Here is a 15,925-nt window from a genome sequence, read left to right as displayed (position 1 = left end):
GCAAATTACTCAGCAACGATGCTGACAAACTTACGATTGTTCGGGCCTTTAACTTCGAATTTGACCTTGCCTTCCGCCTTTGCAAACAAGGTGTGGTCTTTACCACAACCTACGTTTTCACCAGCGTGGAACTTGGTGCCACGTTGACGGATGATAATGCTACCCGCCAATACAGTTTCACCACCGAAACGCTTCACGCCCAGGCGTTTGGCTTCGGAGTCACGACCGTTGCGGGAAGAACCGCCAGCCTTTTTATGTGCCATTTGATGGTCTCCTCAGTATTAGGCAGTGATGCCAGTGATCTTGACTTCGGTGAACCACTGACGGTGGCCCATCTCTTTACGGTGATGCTTACGACGACGGAACTTGACGATCTTGACCTTCTCGCCACGGCCATGAGCCACAACTTCAGCCAGAACCTTACCGCCGGCAACGTATGGTGCACCGACCTTCACTTCTTCGCCTTGGGCAACCATCAGAACTTTATCGAATTCTACGGTAACACCGGTTTCAGCTTCCAGCTTCTCCAGGCGGATAACCTGGCCTTCAGCTACACGGTGTTGCTTGCCGCCACTTAGGATAACAGCGTACATGTTTAAACTCCGAATTGGGCACCCACTCTGCCTTGCAGACGATGCACAAAAAACTAGATGACAATGGGCGCGCATTCTACGCAACTTGCCTGGGTGAGGCAAGGCCCATTTCAGGAAAAGATCATATTGTGATCACCGCTAGGTTGAAGCAGCGGATAACACCGGACACTGCATTAGCTTAACAATTCATGTAGAATCGGGAAACACGAATTCGGCATCTCCGAGCCCTCATCAGGACTTAGTATCGATAGTTATGGATCAACACGCAATTCGCGCGATTTCTGCCGATGATATGCAAGCGGTGAATGCGCTCATCCTACAGCGTCTTCAGTCTGATGTTGCACTCATCAATCAACTTGGCGTGTATATCGTCAATGGGGGCGGCAAGCGCATGCGTCCTCTGTTGGCTGTACTGGCAGCTCGTGCTCTCGGTTACGACGGCGATCAACACATCAAACTGGCCACCATCATCGAGTTCATTCATACCGCCACACTGCTGCACGATGATGTGGTTGATGAATCGGAGCTGCGGCGTGGTCGTGATACCGCCAATGCACTGTTTGGCAATGCCGCCAGCGTGTTGGTCGGCGATTTTCTGCATACCCGCTCTTTCCAGATGATGGCGGAGCTCGGCAATCTGCGGATCATGGAAATCCTGGCCGAAACCACCAACATCATTGCCGAAGGTGAGGTCATGCAGTTGATGAACTGCAACGATCCCTCAACCACTGAAGAAAGTTATTTTCAGGTCATTTATTGCAAGACAGCCAAACTGTTCGAGGCCGCCACTCGTCTCGGCGCCGTCTTGTGTGGCAGTACCCCCGAGCTCGAACGGGCGATGCAAGATTACGGTCGCTATCTGGGTACCGCCTTCCAGATCATTGATGATGTGATGGATTACACCTCGGCCAGTACCGAAATGGGTAAAAACGTTGGTGATGACTTGGCCGAAGGCAAACCGACCCTACCGCTCATCTATGCCATCCAGCAGGCGAATGATCAGCAACGAGCACTTCTGGTCGAGGCCATCGTCGAACGCAATGGGCTGGAGCGGCTTGATGAAATACTGAACATTCTCACCCAAACCGGTGCCATCGATTACAGCCAGCGTCGAGCCCAGGAAGAGGCGGCAAAAGCCAAGGCCGCACTGGATATCCTGCCGGCAGGTCATTACCGGCAAGCGCTGTATGAGCTGGCGGATATGGCCGTTGCCCGCATCAGTTAGCTCGTTTGAATTTAGTTAGCGCATTCGCCTTAACGCCCCCACAGTCTCAAGCCCGAATGGGGTATAGCATCAGGGTCCGAGCGGCCTTGTAACCGTCTCTCCTCCGACCAACGGGGTTATCCAGCGCGAGCTGGAAAGAGAACCATAAAAACAGGGAGCGCCAAAAATGCGCTCCCTGTTTTTATTCACGCCTCTTTATTTTCAACTAATCGAGTCGGTCCTCTGCCTGTGGCTCAAGGAGCCGTAGGGGTAGCCGAGCTCGCAGCTCCCAGCAAGGCCTCTTCTGCCGCATCCAAAGCTGCAGCCTCTGTCGTAGCCGCACTGCTGACAGCGCCTGATACCGGACTGGCGAGTACAGCCGGTTGGCATTCCACAGCACTACTGTTGGCAGCAGCTTGCTGGGGCGCATACCAAGCCGCCAGACTCTGTTGCAGTTGCGTCGTGGCCGCCTGTGGCGTCAGAGTCCCGAGTACAACCTGTTGCGATACGTCATTCAACTGCTGGCCCAACGATGGCTCCCCCCGTGACAGAATTTGTGCTGCCACACGGATGGTGGAATCACAACTATCGCGCCAGCTCATCATGGTGCTGGCCACCGGATTTTTCAGCTCGAAAAAATGGTTGGAGAGCGAGAAGAATCCAGGCACCGCATTGGAGTACAACTCGGCGAATTCAGCACTGGCCATCCACTCCAGCAACTGGCGAGCCGCCTCTTTGTTCTTGCTCTTGGCATTGATCGCAATCCCGATATCGGTATGGTCGGTGAAATAGCAGGCATCCCCATCCTTAGCCACAGGAGGAGGAAAAGCGCCGAAATTGACCTTGCCATCAAACTGGCTGATCGCCCAGGAGCCCGCCACTATCATGGCCGCCTTCCCGGATTGAAACGCCTCGACAGCTTGCGCCTCGGTCACATCCCCCGGAGCATTGCCCAGATAAGGCGACCAGCGCGCGAGTTCGTCAAATACCGCCACATAGGCCGGATCCGTCAACCGGGCTTTCCCCTCAATCAACGCCAGCCGTCCATCTTCACCATGCCAATAGTTCGGCCCTATGTTCTGGAATCCCAACTCGGAGACCACCCAGTTATCATGCGCCGCCAACGCCAGGGGCTGATAACGGCCGTCGGCTTTGACCTTTTCCATCACTGCAAAAAATTGCTCCCGTGTCTTGGGAACATCGAGCCCTAAGGTTTTGAAAATATCCAGGTTGTAATAAAAGCCCTGGATCACCGAAGCAATCGGCAAGCAGAAGGTTTGTGCTCCGGTATCCGTTTGCCAGGCAGCCTTGGCAAAGCTGGGAAAGTTCTCCATCCCTTCCAGATCGGTCAGATCTTCCAGATACCCGTTCTTGAACAGTTGCAGGGACTCATCATAGGGCCGACAGCTAATCAGATCGCCAGCCTGCCCCTCCGTCAACCGCTGGCTGACGGTAGTTTGATATTCGCTGGCGCTGACCGCCGCCAGGGTGACATTGATATCCGGATGTTTGGCATGGAAGCGGGGCAGAATTTGCTCCTTCCACAACGCGGCATCATCGATACGCCAGGTTTCAATCACCAGTTCAGTGGCTGCTGCCGAACAGCTCAAGCCAAGAGCCAGTATTGTACTACATACTTTCAGCATATCCCTCTCCTAAACCTTGAAACGCGCGATGAGTTGTTGTTGTGTCGCCGCCAGCTCAGCCAGCACATCACTGCTGGATGCCGAATCCCGTGATGCGATTTCAGTTTCGTGGGCCACGTCGGCTATTCCCGAAATATGCTGGGCGACACCTTGGCTGACCGAGATCTGCTCTGCGGCCGCATGGGCGACCTGATCGGTCATCTCCTTGATGGCTTCCATCCGCTGCGTCACAATTTGTAACGCCTCTTCGGTATCCCGGGTTTGTTGCACACACAACCGCGTCTGCTCATGACTGCGCCCCATCACCGAGACCACATCGTTACTCGATGCCTGCAGATTGTGGATCATGGACTGGATCTCTTCCGTCGACTGCTGGGTGCGATTAGCCAAAGCCCGGACCTCATCGGCGACGACGGCAAAGCCACGGCCTGCATCACCAGCCCGCGCCGCCTCAATCGCGGCGTTCAAGGCCAGCAAATTGGTTTGCTCGGCAATGCCACGGATGACGTCCAGAATGCTGCCAATGTTGCCACTGAACCCATCCAGCTTCCGGGTGATGCCGACAGCGGCTTCGATCTCTTCCGCCAGATGTTCGATGCGCTGCCGGTTATTAATCACCAGATTCCGGCTCTGACGGGTTTCATCATTGGCCTGATCCACTTGATTGCGCGCATTTTCGGTAGAGCGCGCAACCTCGGTGGCACTCACCTCCAGCTCGGTAATGGCCGCGGCCACCTGATCGGTCTGACTCTTTTGATCCTGAACCCGCGCCATCGCGCGCTCACTGATCTGGGCCGTGCGTTCGGTTTCCGCCACCAGATGTTCGGAGCCGTTACGGATCTCGACCAACAGCGTATCGGTGTTGCTGGCCAGCTGATCAATGGAGCGAGACAAGGCACCGAACTCATCCTGGCTGCGATAATTGATACGCCGGGTCATATCCCCCTGCGCCATCAACGAGAGTTCCTGGTTGAACAATTGCAAAGGACGTTGAATGCTGCGCGCCGATGACCAGGCCACCAGCAAAGCCACGCCAGCCGAGGCGGCAGACACCAACAGGATCCAGAAGATGGCATTCTGCACAGCACTTGCCGCACGAGCCTTATCGGCTTGCACGCTTTGACTGGTCACGTCGATGAGTGCCTGTAACTCCTGATTGACCTGATTGGAGAGTCGATCCAGCTCAGCTTGCGCCGCCAGAACCTCCCGGGTCAGTTGCTGGTCTTGCACCAGCGTGCGGATCAAGCCCTGCTCGCCGAATGCCAACTTCTTAAGCAGCTCGACATTGCGACTAAAGCGCTGTTTCACATCATCAGGCACAACGATATTTTCCAGGCGCTTGCTGGCAATCTCGATATCTTTGGCCAGTACCTTTTCCAGCGAGAGCAGATCCGTATTTGCATCCGTGCGTTGGATCTGTTTGATATCCCGCGCTATGCCGCTCGTGATCAATTCAGCCTTGTTATGCAAAGAGCGTTTGCTGGAAGTAAATTGCAGCAACAAATCGGCCGCCGAGCGATAAGAGTCATCCAGCCGCAAAAACTGATTGCGCATCCCCATCAGGCGAGCCTCCAGCTCCACCTGTTGCTGATGCAACCCCATCATCTTTTCCGCCATCCCGAAGACCTGAGGCGCCAACTTTTGTACGGCCTCGAGTCGACTCAGCTCCGAGCCTTGCAGCGCAAAAGCCACCATCTCTTGAAGCTGCTGACTGTAGAGTTGTTTGCTCTGATCATACTGTTGTCGCAATGCCGGTAGCGCCGTCGCCTGCCGATTGCTCAGATGAGCCAGGGTATAGCGATTGGCCAGCAACAAGGCTTCGCGCAAGCGCGTCGTGGTCATCGCCAGCGGTGTTGCCTTCTCGGTCACCTGCTTGAGCTGATTATGAATACCCGTGGTCTGCAGGTAGCTGATGCCACCCAAGATCAACAACAACAACAACAACAACAGCGCAAATCCGGCCTTGATGCGTTGGACGATTGAAAGGGTCATCACGTCTTCCCTTGATATAAGTGAATGATTGAAATGGAACAAGCGCATCATTCAGATGCTGAAATTGTTTGCAAATGATTCAGAGTCTATCTGTGCACCAGAACATACTGTGGGCGCATAACGCCCACGCACTAATACTCTATCGAAACCCTTGGTCGCATGAGGCTCCGACTATCCCAAGTGTAGACAATCATGCGGCAGAGGAGGTGAGGAAACACAGCCTCGGGGAGCGGCCCGCCGCGTCCCGAGACTGAAGAGCAAGCATGAGCGGACTAAAAAATAGAACATACACCATGATATGCGACAGCATAGCCCAGGAACTGAAATGCTAAACAGCTAACAACAGCCCCAGCCCTCGGAGGCCTTTCCAGCATCAGCCACCTAGGCAAGCAGAAGGTCACCAAACCGAGTGAGTTCACATCGTAGGTGCACTCACGCTGCCTGTATCGGTTGCAACATATGGCGGTGCCGGATGATCTATCGCCCCGAACGCTCAAGCATGGCCCTCAAGCCGCTGTTACGTTCGGTCGGACGTAGAACAATGCGCACCAGCAGCGCCTCACTGCCAAATAACTCCAGGCGTTGTTTAGCCCGGGTTACACCGGTATACAGCAGCTCGCGAGTCAGCACTGGGTTATCCTGTTCGGGCAACACCAGCAGGGTCTGGGCAAACTCCGAGCCTTGGGACTTGTGCACCGTCATCGCCAATGCTGTTTCATGCTCCGGCAGACGACTGGGCAAGAAGCCCTGCACCCGACCATCGGGAAGTTCAAACCAGACGCGCAACCGTTCGCCATCGTGAGCGGCAATGCCAATGTCACCGTTATAGAGTCCAAGGCTGTGGTCGTTCCGCACTATCATCACCGGCCGTCCGACATACCACTCCGCATCCGGTTGTAGCAGCCCTTGCCGTGACAAAGCCTGAAGAATAGCCAGGTTGAGACCGCTGACACCCCACTCGCCTTCGCGAAGGGCACAGAGCACCCGCGTCTGCTGAAAGGCATCCAGCATGGATTTGGCCATCGGAGAATCCATCGGACCTCGCGCCAGAGCCAGATATTCGGCATATCCACTCACGGCCCGCTGTAATAGTGTCTGTCGGAGCTCGCTATCGGCATGCAACTGAATATCGGCAAATCCGCTGCCTAACACCCGCGTCAAGCCTTGCCGATCCCCCTGATTAATCGCCTCGGCCAGACGGCCGATCCCCGAGCCAGCATGAAAGCGCCAGCTCTTGCGCAACCAACAAAGCCGGTCACGCAGCGGTAATGCATGGGGAACCGTCGGTGACTCCAGCGCATAACCGGTCACCGCCTGCAGCCACTGCACCTGGGCTTGACTCGGCGCTTGCTGCAGCAATTGGCAAATATCTCCCAGCACGGCCCCCGCCTCTACTGATGCCAACTGATCCTTGTCACCCAGCAGGATCAGTCGGGCCGAGGGTGGCAACGCCGCCAATAGCCGCGCCATCATAGGAAGATCCACCATCGAGGCTTCATCTACCACCAATACATCCAACGCCAACGGATTATCGGCATGGTGCCGGAATTCATGGCTTCCCGGGATCACCCCCAGCAAGCGGTGTAGGGTACTGGCTTGCCGAGGTAAGGTGTCAAGCATGGACGCCTCTAGGCGAGGGGCTAACTCATCCAACGCCCGCCCCAAGGACTCGGTCAGGCGTGCCGCCGCCTTACCGGTCGGGGCCGCCAGACGGATCATCAACGGCGCCCCCTCGGCTTGGCTCAACGCCAACTGCTGCAATAGCACCAGCAAGCGGGCGACCGTGGTCGTTTTGCCGGTACCTGGACCGCCGGAGATCAGGGTAAAACGTCCACAGCTGGCGGTCGCGACCGCCAGCTTCTGGCCATTCAGGCAAGCGGTGGATGGTACGAGTTCAGTTAATCGGGCATACAGTGTCTCAGGGGTACTGCTATCTAGGATCTGTGCCAACAGCGACCAGTCCAGGGTCACATCCTCCCGCACATCCAGCCAGCGCTGAGCAAACTCGGCACAGGCTCCCCCCTGATGGGCCACCTCGGCCCATGCCATTAGCAACCGTTGAGCATCGGGCCGAAACAGCATGTCCAGTCGATGGGCTAACTGCTCAACAGGTACCGGTGCAACGAGCGGCTCCATGCTAGCCGCAGTCAACCAAGCCGCCACACGGGCTTCGAAGTGATAATAGCGCGCCAAGTACAGACGTCCGGCATCCAGGACCAATGGCCGAGTGGGTAGCGCGCCCTGGCTTGGCGCAACGACCAGCGGTATTGCCTGTAAGCGCTCGGCCAGCGTGGCGAGAGCGCCCAACTCGTGCTGCCAATGACTCAGTCCCAGACCCTCTAGGCGCTCGGGAATGGCCTTAAGGCTGAGGCACACATGTCCATCCCCGAGCTCATGGCTGAGCAATGCCAGGCACAGACCGAAAGCTGGCTCATCCGCCCCTGCCAGTTGTGCATTCAAACGCAGCAAAAAGTGGCTGAGCTCCCGATCAATCGGTCGCCAGACAGCCTCTGCCGTCAAACGGGACCAGAGCGCGCCTTGCTGCGGAAGTAACTCCTCGATCGAGGCCATCATAAACGCCGTCATGGCGATACCTCTCCGGCAAATAACCGATCCAGAGCGTGAATCAACGCTGGCTCCGGACGGGTAAAAAAGATCCCCTGGGAACTATCCGCCTGCATACCGCGCAAGAACAGGTAGAAAACACCGCCGATATGTCGTTCATAGTCATAATCGGGCAAGCGGCTCGCCAGATAGCGATGTAATGCCAAGGTATAGAGCTGGTATTGCAGATCATAGCGATGCTGGATCATGGCCTGCTGCAGCGCATCCGGCCCATAGGCATCCGCACTATCACCCAGGTGATTAGACTTGTAATCCAACACATAGAAACGCCCTTGATGCTCAAACACTAAATCCATGAACCCCTTCAGCATCCCCTGCAAGGTGGTAAAACTCAGGGGATGCGCCTGCGCGGACAGAGCATCCTGTTGCCGCAACAGTTGATTGAGCCGGTTGGCATCCAGCTCCGCGACCGGCAGCAAAAACTCCATCTCGGCCAGACAACGTGCAGCGGGAATATCCCGTAGTGCCAGCCCGGGTTGCAATTGTGCCGCCACGACATCGGCGACCCATTGTTGCAGCACCGGACGCCAGAGCTCCGGTTGCCAATCGGTCGCCAGCTGTATGCCCTGTAGCCGACTATCAATCCAGGCATCGAGTTCCGCTCCGGGCTGAATGGCAAAATCCAACCCTTCAAAGAGGCTGTGCAGAAAGGTCCCTGGTCGAGCACCGCGGGGAAAATCAAACCGATCGTAGCGCTTCTCCGCAACAGCCGACACCGGAGGTACCGGAGATGTCAAACCATTGGCGATGCGATTGGCTGGCTGCGGACCATGGGCCGAGAGCGCCGTGTAGGATGTCACCCACCAGTTGCGCTCCAGAGCTCGCTGGAAGCGCCGCACCGCACGTTGCGGCAACGGTGGCTGCGCATCCTGATAGCCCTCATCCGGCCACGCGAGTGTCTCTACTTGCTGCAGTCCGGGGATCTGCGCTTGTAAGGCCGTCAACCGGGCCGCCATCGTCGGTTGCGCATCGGTACCGCACAGCAGATAACGTAGCGCCGAAGGCAGCTGCGCCTTGGTATTCTTCACCTCGGCAACCCCCAACCAGGTGAGATACTCAGCCCGGGTCAGCGCCACATATAACAACCGTAGATCCTCGGCCAGTCGCTCCTGCTCGGCCTGCACCAACGCCGCCTCAGTATTGAGCAGATCCCAGACCACTCGGTTGCCCTCGTGGTAGCGGGCCAATTGGCTGGGCCGCCAATCGGCAATAAATGGCAGCAAGACCAACGGATATTCCAGCCCCTTGGACTTGTGGATCGTGACCACCTGAACCAAGCGCCGTTCCGATTCCAGCCGCAACTTCTGCTCGTCGGCATTGCCGTCGGGCGCAGCCAGCTGTTCCCGTAACCAGCGCAGCAGTGCATGTTCACCGGGCAAGGTTGCAGCCGCCTGCTGTAACAGCTCGGCTACATGCAAGGCATCGGTCAAACGGCGCTCACCCTCCTCTTCGATCAGCAAGCGGGCGGGGATCTGGTGACTAAACAGAAAGTGCCGAATCATCGGCAGCACGCCCTGTCGCTGCCAACGCACAGCACCCTCGCGAAACTGCTCGACAATGGCCTCCCATTGCAGCTCATCGGCATTGAGGGCCGCCAACTGGTTGGCACTCCAGCCGAGTAATGCTGTTGCCATGGCACTGCGCACCCGCACCTCATCTCCAGGGGCCAGGCAGGCCTCAAGGATCCGCAGCAGATCGTGTGCCTCTTGACTGGCCAGTACCGAATCCCGATTCGACAAATAGACACTGCCGATCCCCAGTCGGCGCAATGCACGGCGGACCAGGGTGGCCTCGGTACCGGTGCGAACGAGGATGGCAATATCCCCGGGTTGTAATGGTCGCTCCCCGATCCAGGCTTGCTGCTGTTGGGCCGCCACCAACCACTGATGGATCTGGGTGGCGCAGGCGATGACTAATTTTTGCCGGTATAGACCAGCCGCCAAAGGCCCATCACTGGCCTCCTCGCACCACAGCAAAGGCGCTACCGGCTGCCCTTGCAGGGTAAAAGCGTGTGTTTTGCCTTTGGCCTTGACCGGTAGAAAAGGGATGTCGCGATCATAGATAAACGGTGCGGCACTCTGGGCAAACAGGCCGTTGACCGCAGCCACCAGACCCGCCGTGGAGCGATAGTTGGTTTCCAGGGTGTAATGCGCCGCGACCTGCCGTTTGGCCTCCATATAGGTGAAGATATCGGCGCCACGGAAACCGTAAATCGCCTGTTTGGGATCGCCGATCAGATACAGGCCACAACTGGCTTGCCCGGCATAGAGCCGGCTGAAGATCCGGTATTGCTGGGGATCGGTATCCTGAAACTCGTCGATCATCGCCACCGGATACAGCTCTCGGATCCGTCGCGCCAAGGGATCGCCGTGAGCACCGCTCAACGCCATCGCCAGACCGCTCAACAGATCGTCAAATGCTAGCAACTGCTTGCGCCCCTTGGCCTGCTGGATGCGACTTCGCACCTCGACCAGCGCCTGGGCGAGGATCACATCCCGGATCCCCAATGGTTGTGCCATCAAGGCATCGATCGCCACAAACAGGGGATGCTGCGGTGGATTGCCTTTCGGACTCTTGGCGATCAGCAAGCCTTGGCCAAACCGCGACAGCTTGTCACTCAGCTGGTAATCCTCGGTCGGACTCCGGGCCCACTCCCCGACTTGAGCCAGCCAGTTCGGCAGATTTTTACTGGAGTAACTACGCTTATCGACCCCCGAATTGGCAATCAGCGCCGCGAGATCCGGGGCCGATTGCAGCCACAGCGTTTTCACCTCGGAGATCCGTTGCAAAATGGCCGTATGACGCTCGATCAGGGATTCTCCGCCCCCCAGACAAACTAGATCCGGGCTCGCCAAATGGGGCGCCAACTCGTTGAGCAATGCCGCCGGCTCGGCCCACTGCGCCCGCACCGCGCGCGCCAAGGGTAACGACAAGCCATAGCAATGCTGTCGCCAGTAGTCCGCCACCGCCTCGAAGCGTAAACGCGCATCATCGGTGACAAACTCGGTCTCGAACAAAGCACCGGATTCAAACGCATTGCGGGTGAGCATGCGCTGGCAAAAACCATGGATCGTGAAGATCGCGGCCTCATCCATCTGGCGCTCTGCGGTTAGCAACAAACGGCAGGCCAATGCTTGATCCGCCACATCCGCAAGCAAGCTCGCAAGCAGTGGATCCTCGCTAACGCCGAGTTCGAATGCCCGCCGCGCCTGACGGATCCGGCTCAGGATGCGCTCCCGTAACTCGGCGGTCGCCGCTTCGGTAAAGGTCACGACCAGAATCTTGTCGACCGGCAAGGGTAAAGGCTCGGGCGCGCCAAAGCCTGATGCCGCATCGCCATGCCCCAACAACAAGCGCAAATAGAGACCTGTGATGGTATAGGTCTTGCCGGTGCCGGCACTGGCCTCAATCAAGCGCTCCTGGCGCAGCGGAAAGGTCAGGATATCCAGATTCTGGCTCATGACTCGGCCTCCAGATGAGCGTAAAGCGGTGCCAATAGACGTTCACTCCACTCCGACACTTCGTCTTGTAACTGGGCATCCCAGCGCGGGAACACTCGGCGAATGTAGACATCCTCCACTTCGCCCGGATTAAAACTATCACCCTCAAATTGCTGCTGCATTTTCTGCGCGGCAATCGCCAAGCGCTGCGGATCCTCACTTCGCTGCCACTGGCGCTCCCCCTGCTGCCCTTCGCCTAACGCTCCCGCCTGCTGCAACCAAACCCATCCCACGCGCAATAACAAGGGCAGAGGGCGCGTCAAGCCGACCAAATAAGCTCCCATCAGGTCCGCCAAATGGCCGCGCGCCGATTCCGCACTCAGCGGCATCAGTTGCCAGCGATCCTGAAGCCCCAATAACTGACTGGCCTGCGGCGGCTCGCCAGCACTCGCACACCAGGCCAGATGTTCAATCCAGGCGCGCAACAGCTGGGGGATGGCAAAAGCGCCGGGGCGGTAGCGGATCAGACAGCCCTGATGGATACCAGCCACAGATCCCAGCAACCAACCTTGACTCGTCACGCTAGGTTCCACGGATGGGAGGTAAAGCAGCGGGAAATGCAACTGGACCAGGTGCCGTTGTGGTTCAGCTGACAATAGTGGCTGCAACGCCTCACACAAAGGAGCGATCCCCGCCTCACTGGTTTCCAGCAGTAATTCGCCAAAGGCGCCAACCGGTAACTGACCCGAGAGCCGCAACCGGATTTTCAATTGCGCCAGCGCCTGACCATCGGGCGCCTGAAGCCGCGCCTCCAGTAAGGATTGTTTCAGCAGGTAGCTTTCCAATGCATCAGCCGCAAAGGGCTCATCTTCTGCTTGTGATTCTTCCTGAGAGCGGAACTGAACCCGTAGCCTGCGCTCGAAAAAACCGGCAACCGGATGCCGGAAAAAACGCAATAGATCCGCCAACTCCAGCTCTGGCTGCTGTTGCCACTCATCGGGCAGTGGGAGCGGTGTCGAAAAGAAACGAGGAAGTTGGGTATCACCCGGCAAAGCATGGCTCCACTCTGCGGCGTAGGAGGTAGGGCTATCGACCCTGAAATAGCGGGCATCATAGGGAACCAGTGCCTGTTCACGGATCAGGTGCTGGCGAATAGCCGCCCGCAACGCCACCTCATCATCGGGATCCATCCCGGGAATAATGAAGGCCGATTCACAATAATCCAGCAGCTCTGCCACCAAGACCGAAGGCTCTTTGTGGCTATTGTCCTGGGCACTACGAGCAACATACGAAATGTGCAGATGCTGCTCTGCCGCCAGTAAGGCTTCGAGAAATAGATAACGATCATCTTCTCGACGTGAGCGGTCGCCCCGGCGCGGCGCCTCAGCCATTAGATCAAATCCGAGCGGGGGAACCGCCCGGGGATAGACACCATCATTCATTCCCAACAAACCAACAACCTTGAAAGGGATCGAACGCATCGGCATCAAGGTACAAAAATTAACTCGTCCCGCCAGGAATTGTTGGCCTGAACGCTGGTTGGTCAATTCGCCCTGCAGATAATCACGCAATACCGCCAGAGATAGCGGCTGTTGATAGGCGACATTATGTAACTGCTCGCGTAGCCGAGCCATGGCGAGGCGGATTTGTTCCAGCTGAGCTTCTCCCTCCTCGTCAACCCGATAAAACTCCAGCAACACCCGATCGATGAGCTCCCCCCAGGCATCGACATCGCGAGCCAGCGGCAACTGATCCCGCAACCAGCGCAAGCGCGTCAGGAAATGGCTCAAACGCCCCAACCGCTGGGCATCCTGTCCCTCGATTTCCAGGTAGGGCAATATATTGGCAAAAGGCGCCTCATCCGCCATGGCAAAACCAAGCAACATGCGTTGCATGCCATCTTGCCATGTATTGGCAGGCATCCATGGCAGCTCGAAGCGCTGCGCATCCTGAGGATCCAAACCCCAGCGGATGCCCGAATCCCGCACCCATGCCTGCATCTGTGCCAAAGCGCTTTCATCCAGATCCTGCGCCGCCATGACCTCCGGAACGGCGAGCAAACTGACCAACTCCGGCGCACTACAACGCAGATCCGGCAAATGCAGTAACGTTAAAAAACTCTGCAGCAGCGGGCTCTCCTGTTGGGCAGAGCGGTCGGAGATTGAAAACGGGATATGACGCTCAGCAACAGCGGCACCAAATACCGCCTGGATAAATGGGCTATAGCTATTGATGTCCGCCACCATGATCACCACATCCCGCGGCTTGAGTTCCGGGTTGGCGGCAAATCGGGCCAATAGCGCATCGTGCAGCACTTCAATTTCACGCAGCGGACTGTGGCAAGCATGGATCAGCACTGAATCATCATCGGCCGCCAACGCGATACGTTCCCCCTCCCGCCCACGATCCATCAATTCAAGAACATCCGCTTGTAGTGTACTCAGCACATGGCGCGGCTCGATATCAACAAAGGCATCAAATTCATTGGGCTGCAGATCAACCAGCAACGAGTGATAGTCCCGCCCCTGCTTGCCCATGGAAACCAGTAACGGGTTACCCCGAACCATATCGCCAGAGTTGGAAAACAATCGCTCCAGAGCTCCGGAATCAGCGACTAGTGGATGTTCTCCACTCAGATGGAGGTCTGCATCAAGATAAGCTCGGCGTTGCGCCAATAGCTGTTGTAGCCAGCGCTGGTCCATACGCCAATCGTCAGTCAAGTCCCCCCAGTAGTGACGACAGGGATTGGTCAGCATGACATGAACCTCGACATGCTTGCCCAATGCCGCCAAGGCTTGGAGATAATGGGGCGGTAGCGAGGTGATACCGAATACGAACAGTCGTTGCGGCAAGCCAGGCAACGCCGTGGCTGCATCCAAGGTCTGGATCAGTGCCTCGAAGAGATTGGCACGATGAATATGCAATGCCTGCTGCTCGGTTGCGGCGACCAAGGCCCGCCAGAGAATAGGCTGCCAGGACTGGAGCTCTGCGCCGAGACAACCACCACACTCCCAATCTTCAATCCAATCTGGGCGATAAACCAGATATTGATCGAAGACGTCAGCAATACGCTGACTCAATTGGTATCGCTTGCGTTCATCGTCATCCTGCTCAAGATAAATCTGCAATGGTTCGAATTCAGGTTGGCACAATAGTGACGATAACAAGCCCATGAGACGCCAAGCCATAGCCGATTTGGTATATGGATTCTGCACCGGCACCTGGGGCAGCACCTGAGCAAACAAACCCCAGACGTATGAAGAAGGTAGCGGAAACTCAAGACGTGCGGCGATACCGAACTCTACGGCTAACTGTTGTTTGAGCCACTGAGCCATCCCAGGGCTCTGCACCAGGATTTGTTCAGCCACGAAAGGGTCAGCCAATGGCTCACGCCGAATCAATGCGGCCAGCAAAGACTTGAGAACATCCAGTTGATTGGAGTGATAAACGGAAAACATGCAGCCTCCAGTTTCCGATGGTCAGCACCGGGTCGCAGAAGAGAGCATCATAAAGAAAAATACGTTAGTCAGCTGATACCTAACGAATAAATTGCGTTATCTGGCGATGAAAAATGGAGAGAGGCTATCGCGATGGAAGGGATGGTTAAAAAATGAACGAGTTAACGAGCAGGCATAAAAAAAGAGTGGCGCAGTAAACTACGCCACTCTTTTTATTTTCATTACTTCTTGTAATGAGTAGCCATGTTGTCCAAACGTTGGTTTGCACGGATGGCTTCAGACTTGGCTTCCTGTACGTCGGTAGCCAGCTTGGTTTGCTCGGAGCGCAGAGCACTCACTTCGCCAGCCAGTTGGTCAACCTTGGTAGTCAGGCCTTGTACGTCAGCGCTCAGTTGGTCGGTATTAGCACAACCAGCCAGCAGAGTAGCGCTCAGTGCAACGGTGCCCAGTAAAACTTGATATTTGTTCATGAATAACTCCCTGTAACTTGCGAGATATAAGGCAAGCATGTGCAGTATGGCATAGATTATTCCCAATAGAAGCCCTATTTTTTTCTTTTTACCCCTTGAAATTGCAGAAAAAAATTGCATAGGGTCGCAGATGGAATAAAAACTGAGTTTTTCCACTTATTTTGCTTATTTTGTAGGCAATAAAGCTTTTGTTAACCGCGAGATGAACAATAAAAATATGTCAGTAATTGACAACATATCAGCTTCAAGAAACAACACAAGGGACGACGAGCAGATTCTGGCGGGAGATTTGATATTACCGAGCTGGTGCACAGTTTATTCTCTGATATAGAAATAAGAGCACTGTTCGGGATAACCACACGGTTGGATGGTTGGATCGCTGAAAATTCTGCAAACAAAAAAGCCCAGAGGTTAGTCTGGGCTTTGCTGTTAGTGGCGGAGTGGACGGGACTCGAACCCGCGACCCCCGGCGTGACAGGCCGGTATTCTAACCGACT

9 protein-coding genes are annotated in these 15,925 nt (G+C 56.2%); 1 reads left to right on the top strand and 8 read right to left on the bottom strand.

What is annotated here, in order from left to right:
- Positions 1–5 precede the first annotated feature (5 nt).
- Both rpmA and rplU read right to left on the bottom strand, forming a co-directional pair.
- Positions 6–263: a 50S ribosomal protein L27 gene (gene rpmA / locus ACYVG7_RS17015; RefSeq protein WP_460884277.1), complete on the bottom strand. Its 258-nt coding sequence runs from the start codon at positions 261–263 to the stop codon at positions 6–8.
- An 18-nt stretch (positions 264–281) separates the two neighbouring features.
- On the bottom strand, positions 282–593 hold the full coding sequence (rplU, locus tag ACYVG7_RS17010) for a 50S ribosomal protein L21 (protein WP_460884276.1): 312 nt from the start codon (positions 591–593) through the stop codon (positions 282–284).
- A gap of 253 nt (positions 594–846) precedes the next feature.
- Here rplU and ispB point away from each other — a divergent pair, with 253 nt between their 5' ends.
- Positions 847–1,818, top strand: coding sequence for an octaprenyl diphosphate synthase (ispB, locus tag ACYVG7_RS17005; protein WP_460884275.1), 972 nt, complete (start codon positions 847–849; stop codon positions 1,816–1,818).
- Positions 1,819–2,051: 233 nt separating this feature from the next.
- On the opposite strand, the gene ACYVG7_RS17000 is transcribed toward ispB, so the two are convergent.
- From ACYVG7_RS17000 to ACYVG7_RS16975, 6 genes are all read right to left on the bottom strand, one after another.
- Positions 2,052–3,443: an ABC transporter substrate-binding protein gene (locus tag ACYVG7_RS17000; RefSeq protein WP_460884274.1), complete on the bottom strand. Its 1,392-nt coding sequence runs from the start codon at positions 3,441–3,443 to the stop codon at positions 2,052–2,054.
- A gap of 9 nt (positions 3,444–3,452) precedes the next feature.
- Entirely contained in the window at positions 3,453–5,435 is a 1,983-nt protein-coding gene (locus ACYVG7_RS16995) for a methyl-accepting chemotaxis protein (RefSeq protein WP_460884273.1), read from the bottom strand.
- A 477-nt stretch (positions 5,436–5,912) separates the two neighbouring features.
- Positions 5,913–8,021: an exodeoxyribonuclease V subunit alpha gene (gene recD / locus ACYVG7_RS16990; RefSeq protein ID WP_460884272.1), complete on the bottom strand. Its 2,109-nt coding sequence runs from the start codon at positions 8,019–8,021 to the stop codon at positions 5,913–5,915.
- On the bottom strand, positions 8,018–11,521 hold the full coding sequence (recB, locus tag ACYVG7_RS16985) for an exodeoxyribonuclease V subunit beta (protein ID WP_460884271.1): 3,504 nt from the start codon (positions 11,519–11,521) through the stop codon (positions 8,018–8,020). The genes recD and recB overlap by 4 nt, the downstream gene beginning before the upstream one ends.
- Positions 11,518–14,958: an exodeoxyribonuclease V subunit gamma gene (recC, locus tag ACYVG7_RS16980; RefSeq protein WP_460884270.1), complete on the bottom strand. Its 3,441-nt coding sequence runs from the start codon at positions 14,956–14,958 to the stop codon at positions 11,518–11,520. Before recC ends, recB begins: the two co-directional genes overlap by 4 nt.
- Positions 14,959–15,179: 221 nt before the next feature.
- Positions 15,180–15,428, bottom strand: a complete 249-nt coding sequence (locus tag ACYVG7_RS16975; RefSeq protein ID WP_460884269.1) for an Lpp/OprI family alanine-zipper lipoprotein — start codon at positions 15,426–15,428, stop codon at positions 15,180–15,182.
- Positions 15,429–15,925 lie beyond the last annotated feature (497 nt).

It is taken from the genome of Pseudaeromonas pectinilytica (assembly GCF_054780855.1).
The sequence above is the reverse complement of the archived record's forward strand: the minus strand, read 5'-3'. Positions and strand labels throughout refer to the sequence as shown.

Excerpts from the sequence above, each read along its gene's own strand:
- rpmA (WP_460884277.1), bottom strand. The coding sequence starts at position 263 with ATGGCACATAAAAAGGCTGGCGGTTCTTCCCGCAACGGTCGTGACTCC.
- rplU (WP_460884276.1), bottom strand. The coding sequence starts at position 593 with ATGTACGCTGTTATCCTAAGTGGCGGCAAGCAACACCGTGTAGCTGAA.
- ispB (WP_460884275.1), top strand. The coding sequence starts at position 847 with ATGGATCAACACGCAATTCGCGCGATTTCTGCCGATGATATGCAAGCG.
- ACYVG7_RS17000 (WP_460884274.1), bottom strand. The coding sequence starts at position 3,443 with ATGCTGAAAGTATGTAGTACAATACTGGCTCTTGGCTTGAGCTGTTCG.
- ACYVG7_RS16995 (WP_460884273.1), bottom strand. The coding sequence starts at position 5,435 with ATGACCCTTTCAATCGTCCAACGCATCAAGGCCGGATTTGCGCTGTTG.
- recD (WP_460884272.1), bottom strand. The coding sequence starts at position 8,021 with ATGACGGCGTTTATGATGGCCTCGATCGAGGAGTTACTTCCGCAGCAA.
- recB (WP_460884271.1), bottom strand. The coding sequence starts at position 11,521 with ATGAGCCAGAATCTGGATATCCTGACCTTTCCGCTGCGCCAGGAGCGC.
- recC (WP_460884270.1), bottom strand. The coding sequence starts at position 14,958 with ATGTTTTCCGTTTATCACTCCAATCAACTGGATGTTCTCAAGTCTTTG.
- ACYVG7_RS16975 (WP_460884269.1), bottom strand. The coding sequence starts at position 15,428 with ATGAACAAATATCAAGTTTTACTGGGCACCGTTGCACTGAGCGCTACT.